The sequence below is a fragment of the Nostoc cf. edaphicum LEGE 07299 genome, from assembly GCF_015207245.1.
GTDB lineage: Bacteria > Cyanobacteriota > Cyanobacteriia > Cyanobacteriales > Nostocaceae > Nostoc > Nostoc edaphicum_B.
Window position 1 is genome coordinate 1 of record NZ_JADEXF010000251.1, and the last position, 6,049, is coordinate 6,049.

At 44.8% G+C, this 6,049-nt stretch carries 5 protein-coding genes; 2 read left to right on the forward strand and 3 right to left on the reverse strand.

The features are described from left to right. The coding region (locus IQ229_RS09625) for a caspase family protein (protein WP_194043203.1) at nt 1-400 on the reverse strand (400 nt) is incomplete at its 3' end. A 67-nt stretch (nt 401-467) separates the two neighbouring features. Here IQ229_RS09625 and IQ229_RS09630 point away from each other — a divergent pair. Beyond that, nucleotides 468-845 (forward strand): CU044_2847 family protein, encoded by a 378-nt coding sequence (locus tag IQ229_RS09630; RefSeq protein WP_194043205.1) that lies wholly within the window; start codon nt 468-470, stop codon nt 843-845. A 367-nt stretch (nt 846-1,212) separates the two neighbouring features. Here the strand turns inward: IQ229_RS09630 and IQ229_RS09635 are convergent, their stop codons facing one another. Together IQ229_RS09635 and IQ229_RS09640 are read right to left on the reverse strand one after the other, a co-directional pair. Further along, nucleotides 1,213-1,686, reverse strand: coding sequence for a hypothetical protein (locus IQ229_RS09635; RefSeq protein ID WP_194043206.1), 474 nt, complete (start codon nt 1,684-1,686; stop codon nt 1,213-1,215). 361 nt (nt 1,687-2,047) lie between these two features. Beyond that, nucleotides 2,048-5,113: a WD40 repeat domain-containing protein gene (locus tag IQ229_RS09640; RefSeq protein ID WP_194043208.1), complete on the reverse strand. Its 3,066-nt coding sequence runs from the start codon at nt 5,111-5,113 to the stop codon at nt 2,048-2,050. Nucleotides 5,114-5,663: 550 nt separating this feature from the next. Between IQ229_RS09640 and IQ229_RS09645 the strand changes: the two genes are divergently transcribed. After that, nucleotides 5,664-6,049 (forward strand): GH116 family glycosyl-hydrolase (locus tag IQ229_RS09645; RefSeq protein ID WP_265582966.1); only part of this gene is annotated, 386 nt, incomplete at its 3' end.

A 6,049-nucleotide genomic window follows, 5' to 3' on the forward strand; every position in this document is an offset into this window, starting at 1 on the left:
CTACTAGACTACTCAAGTCGGAGTCTTTAATTAAATTGTTAAGACTTAAAAGACTAATCCCGCCTGTTTGTTCAATAATTTGCTTGCCTTGAGTGACAATTGTCAAGTCAGAGGTTGCTAGATATGCTTGTTGTGTTCCTAAGCTGTCAGAGACGGTGATGCCATGCCCTGTAAAGTAAATTAGCGCTTCGTTTTTAACTGCTTGTTGTTGCAAAAGTGTTTTTAAAGCTTCAGCCAACTTATTTGTACTAACTTTTCCTTTGAGAACAACGATATCCTCAAAATCACCATGCGTTTTTAGTACTTGCGCGACTGCTTCGGCATCCGTAGCTGGTTTTGTGAGATTGGAAAGCTGATTTGTATAATCTGTAATGCCAACTACAAGGGCGTAACGAGCCATCTATACATATTTAAATTGTCTGTTACAGAATAAGATAACTTAAATACACCTAAACTCTGAGGGCTTGATGTCGAACATAGAACGTTTAGTCTTTGAAGAAGACGGGGAAATCTATACAATTCTGTTCGAGTCAAAAGAAACGCCAAATATACCAGAAGTTGTCACACCGGAGGTTGATGAGGAGAAAGAATCTTACGGCTTTCGGGAAGAGGCATTTGTCAAAATTGAGGAAGTTCACCATCAAATTCGAGCTTATACCAAATATGCCATTGGCGCTTTTAAAAATTTAGGTGCTGCTGAAGTCGAAGAGGTGACTCTGAAGTTTGGCTTAAAGATAGGCGGAAAAACTGGTATCCCCTTCGTAACAGAAGGTTCGGCGGAGAGTAATTTTGAAATTGAGGTGAAGTGTAAGTTTCCTGAAAATAAGCAAAATTTCAGCACTTAAGGTTTTGCTTTGCCAAGGATAAGCTTTATACCTTCAACTCTGCTAGGAATTATGGAAGCGATGTCTTCTGCGGGCTACCCCTAAGCCTTTGATTCATCATCATTGACCCTTCAATCTCGGATGTTGCAGTTCAAATTACGAAGTTCCGAGTTAAAAAGGAGAGCGATTGCCTTCCACTTACCATCATTCACTCTTGGATCTCGGACGTTGCTGTTCAAAGCATGAAGTTTCGTGTTCTTATCTCGAAATTCCATGTTCTGAGGTTGAAACTTCGAGTTCAGAACTCGGAACGTCGAGCAATTTACTCCAACATCCGAGTTCTGAGCTTCAACATTGCACCTTAGAAGTGCAATTGCCGAGCTATTTTCTACAAGGCTGCGGCTTGAGGCTTGGATTTCCGAGATTTACGGGCGAACCTTTGCCCCATTTCCTCAACTACTCCATCTAAACCAGCGCCTTGTCCACTAGCTTTGGCATAATTATACACCTGCAACGCGGCTGCATAAGCTTCACTGCCCACTGCTATAGATGTATCATCTAGCAACTCTTGTAATTGCGAGAAAGACAGCAGTACTGGATACAAAGCTTCAAATAATTGTACGTCTTTCCGCATCTCATCGAGGTCAAACGATCGCGGTAAAAACTCTGGGTTCTGTGTCGCTACTTCCAATGCTTTACTGACAAAGGCGCGGCTTTTATCTCCCATCTTGGGTAAAGCTTTCCGCTCCTCGTTACTTAAATCAATCAAAAATGGTAGTTTCTCTTTAATTGTAGCGATCGCTTGCAACACTGCATCTCTATCTGATTGCGCTAGTGTTGCACTAATTGGGGTTGTGGACATAGAAATTAATCTCCAGTATGTTGCTTAATTTTAGAGTGCCCACATATACAAGTTTAATTTCAATAACACCAATAAAAATTCCAAGGGCAAAGGGTGAGCTTTGTCAAAGTGCGGGTTACGCCTAAGCTTTTCACTCACCATAATTTATCCTTGGATCTCGGCTGTTACAGTTGTGAACATAAAGTTCCGAGTTTTGAGCATGAACTTCCAAGTTTTAAAGGAGAAAACTGGAGTTCTGAGCCTAAATGAAGAAGATAATAAGTCTCCTTTTTGTGTTCTCCTTTCTTTACTTACTGCCTTTATAGCCGTTTGCAATTGAGTCGAGTGCAGACCTTCTTAGAGGCACAGCAATGCCGTGTTTTTACCCGCTTACTTTACTCCAAACATATTTTTGGCAGGTTTCGCAGGCAGCTTTTGCTTCCTCTGTTTGCGGATTGGTGAAGACGGGATGGTAACGTAACCTGTCACAACACACTTGCAACCATGCACGCCAGTCACCGCGCCACAACCGTACAGTACCATCTTCACCGCCGCTAACAATCGTCTGCCCATCGGTGCTAATGGCGACAGAATAAACCCAACCCTCATGACCGCGTAAAGGTTCAGCCAAGGGAAGACCTTGCAGGTTCCACAACCGCACAGTGCCGTCATCACCGCCACTAACAATCGTCTGCCCATCGGCGCTAATGGCGACAGAATAGACCCAACCTTTATGACCGCGCAAAGGTTCAGCTAAGGGAAGACCTTGCAGATTCCACAACCGTACAGCGCCATCAGTACCACCACTAACAATCGTCTGCCCATCAGCGCTAATGGCCACAGAATTGACAAAACCCTGATGACCACGCAAAGGTTCAGCTAAGGCAAAACCTTGACGATTCCACAAACGCACAGTGCCGTCATCACCGCCACTAACAATCATCTGCCCATCGGCACTGATGGCGACAGAATTGACATAACCCTCATGACCATACAAAGGTTCAGCTAAGGCAAGACCTTGCAGATTCCACAAACGCACCGTACCGTCACTACCACCGCTGACAATCGTCTGACCATCAGTACTGATAGCGACAGAATAGACCCAACCCTGATGACCGCGCAAAGGTTCGGTTAAGGCAAGACCTTGGTGATTCCACAACCGCACCGTGCCGTCAGTACCGCCGCTGACAATCGTCTGTCCATCGGTGCTAATGGCGACAGAATAAACCCAACTCTGATGACCGCGCAAAGGTTCAGTTAAGGCAAGACCTTGGTGGTTCCAAAACCGCACCGTGCCGTCAGTACTACCACTAACAATTGTCTGACCATGAGTGCTGATAGCGACAGACCTAACATTGCCTTCATGACCACGCAAAGGTTCAGTTAAGGGAAGACCTTGGCGATTCCACAATCGCACAGTGCTGCCATCACTGCCGCTGACAATCGTCTGCCCATCGGTGCTGATAGCGACAGAATTGACATTACCCTCATGACCGCGCAAAGGTTCGGCTAAGGAAAGACCTTGGCGATTCCACAACCGCACCGTACCATCAGCACCGCCACTGACAATCGTCTGTCCATTGGCGCTGATGGCCACAGACCTCACATTACCCTCATGACCATACAAAGGTTCAGCCAAGAGAAGACCTTGGTAACTCCATAACCGCACCATACCATCGGCGCCACCACTGACAATCGTCTGCCCATCGGCACTGATGGCGACAGAAGAGATATCATTTTTATCCCCACGCAATGGTTTAGCTAAGGGAAGACCTTGGCGGTTCCACAGCCGCACCATACCGTCGGCACCACCACTGACAATCGTCTGCCCATCGGCGCTAATAGCGACAGAAGAGACATTACCCTCATGACCGCGCAAAGGTTCAGCTAAGGAAAGACCTTGGTAATTCCACAACCGCACAGTGCCGTCAGTACCACTACTAACAATCGTCTGCCCATCGGCGCTGATGGCGACAGAAGAGACATTACCCTGATGACCACGCAAAGGTTCAGCTAAGGGAAGACCTTGGTAATTCCACAACCGTACAGTGCCGTCAGTACCACTACTAACAATCGTCTGCCCATCAGCGCTAATAGCGACAGAAGAGACATTCCCCTCATGACCACAGAAGGGAATCGAGACTCTTGCTTTATTCACCACCCGATTCAAACTGTTCTGAACTGATGCAAGAATCTGCTGGGGTAGTTTCTCTTGATTCTCCCCCATAGCTTGAATTGCCAAAACTAGACTATCTAGGGGTTGTAAGGGCAATAAATCGTCTACTCTAGCCGCTTTTTCTCGCAACTGGGATTCAGTAAGCGCTTTTTCCATCTCGGCAATCCGGTCTTTGTCATCGGCATCGCTGCGCTGGTAAAAATCTTCATCTTGTTGGAGTGATTGCAAATCGGGCTGCAATTGTTGCCAGCTATCTCTCACTTGGGCCAGCAATCCCTTTTGGATTAAATATTTGTCATCCGGCCTTTCGTTCAACCATTCCCGTCGGGTATTTTCTAATGTCTCGCTCAACGGTCGCAAGTCTCGGTCTTGTTGTCGCCACTGGGCAAACTGCTGCCAACTTTCAATTAAAGCTTCATGGGCTAAATTAATCCAGACTTCTCCTTTTTCATCTTTCTCAGAAACTAATAAGCGTCCCTTAGCCAATCCTGCTTCACCATCTAGCAACTCACTAAGTTGTTGCCGTTGATTGGCATCATCACCTGCAATATTTAATAATGTGGCTTTTGGTTGGCGCTGTCGGGTATCCTTTTCTCCCTCTCCCGTTCTTACTAACCGCAGAAAAATCTGCTTAATCCATTCCTTTTCTTGCTGACTGCGTTCTTGAGTTGGATATTCTTTCTCATAATCTTGGTAGTGATAAACATTTTCTGCATGGAGATTTAATACCGCAGTTAATCCTCCCAAGTTCTCATACTCTTCTTGGGTAAGTTGATATTTCTTTTGCTCGCGTTTCTCCCAGAGTTTAGTTAAGGCAAACTTTAACAATGGCAAATTCCCTGGTTCTTGTTGAAGATTTTGGAGAATTTTTAATGCTCCTGCTTCTTCAACACTATGAACCTGAAGCTGGGCAGATTTGGCGATTGTCTCCTTGAAATCAACTCCAGTTAAAGGCGGTATAACAACTACTGGGGTTTGAATCAGTTGAGTCAGAGAAGGATTATCTAAACAGGATTGAAGAAAATCACCTCGCATAGTAATTACAACTGCTAACCGCGAATCATGAATTTCTACTACCCCAGTTAGTAGTTCAATAAATCTCTGCCGTTCTTCCTTATCTATACAAACTGTAAATACTTTCTCAAACTCATCTACCACCAGCAAAAATTTTTCTGTGTTAACCACAGCCTCTGCATCATCAATAGGTTTAGTCAGGCTGCCGAAACTGTTGTCATACTGAGCAATTTCAACCACAAGGGCGTATTGTGTCATCTTGTTTTGTTAAAACTATTGAGAAAATTACCTCTGTGCTTTAAAATACCCAAATTAACGAGTTATTTACCCACTAGAGTTAAAAACTCTAGATTTAAAGTTCAAGTAGCGGTTGAGTAACACGCAGTAGAAGCAAAATATTAAAGTCTTAGTGACTGGGATAAGCTCTATACTTTGTAGTTCAGTAGTAATTACGTGAGCGATGTCTAAGGGTGGGCTACGACTAGTTAAAAAATTTCAGCTTAAGTTGACACCAATGCAATACTTCTCGGTTAAAAGTAGGACTTACGCAAAATAATGAAAAAACGAACCGCCAAGGACGCAAAGGACGCGGAGAAATAAGAGTTTTAGAGAGTTATTGCGTAAGTCCTGAAAAGAAAAAACCTTTAACCTTTACCCCTTAACCTTTTCCCAAAACCTGATTCAGAATAAAAAATGCACAAAGCGAGAAGTATTAGATACCAATAGGCATTACCGTGCCACTACCTTGAGAAAAATCTCACATCGCGCTAGTCTTCATTGACGTAACTGCACGCTGTAACATTAGGCGATGACAAATCAACTCTCTCCAGAAATTCCCTCTTGCACTTGGAGCCGTCCCATCGGCTTAGGCTGGGATAAACCTTATACAGTCCGCTATGCAAGTAATATTGATGATGGCCCTTGGCATGGTATGCCTTTAGGGGGCTTTGGTGCAGGTTGCATCGGTCGTTCTTCACGGGGAGACTTTAACCTGTGGCACATCGACGGCGGTGAGCATACCTTCAAAAACATTCCCGCTTGTCAATTCAGTGTGTTTGAATCCAATAGCACATCTTCCCAAGCCTATGCTTTATCTACCCAAGCGCCCGATGATGGCACTCTCAAAGCGTGGCAATGGTATCCGACAACTGCCGCCACAGAGGGAACGGGCGATTATCACGCGCTATATCCACG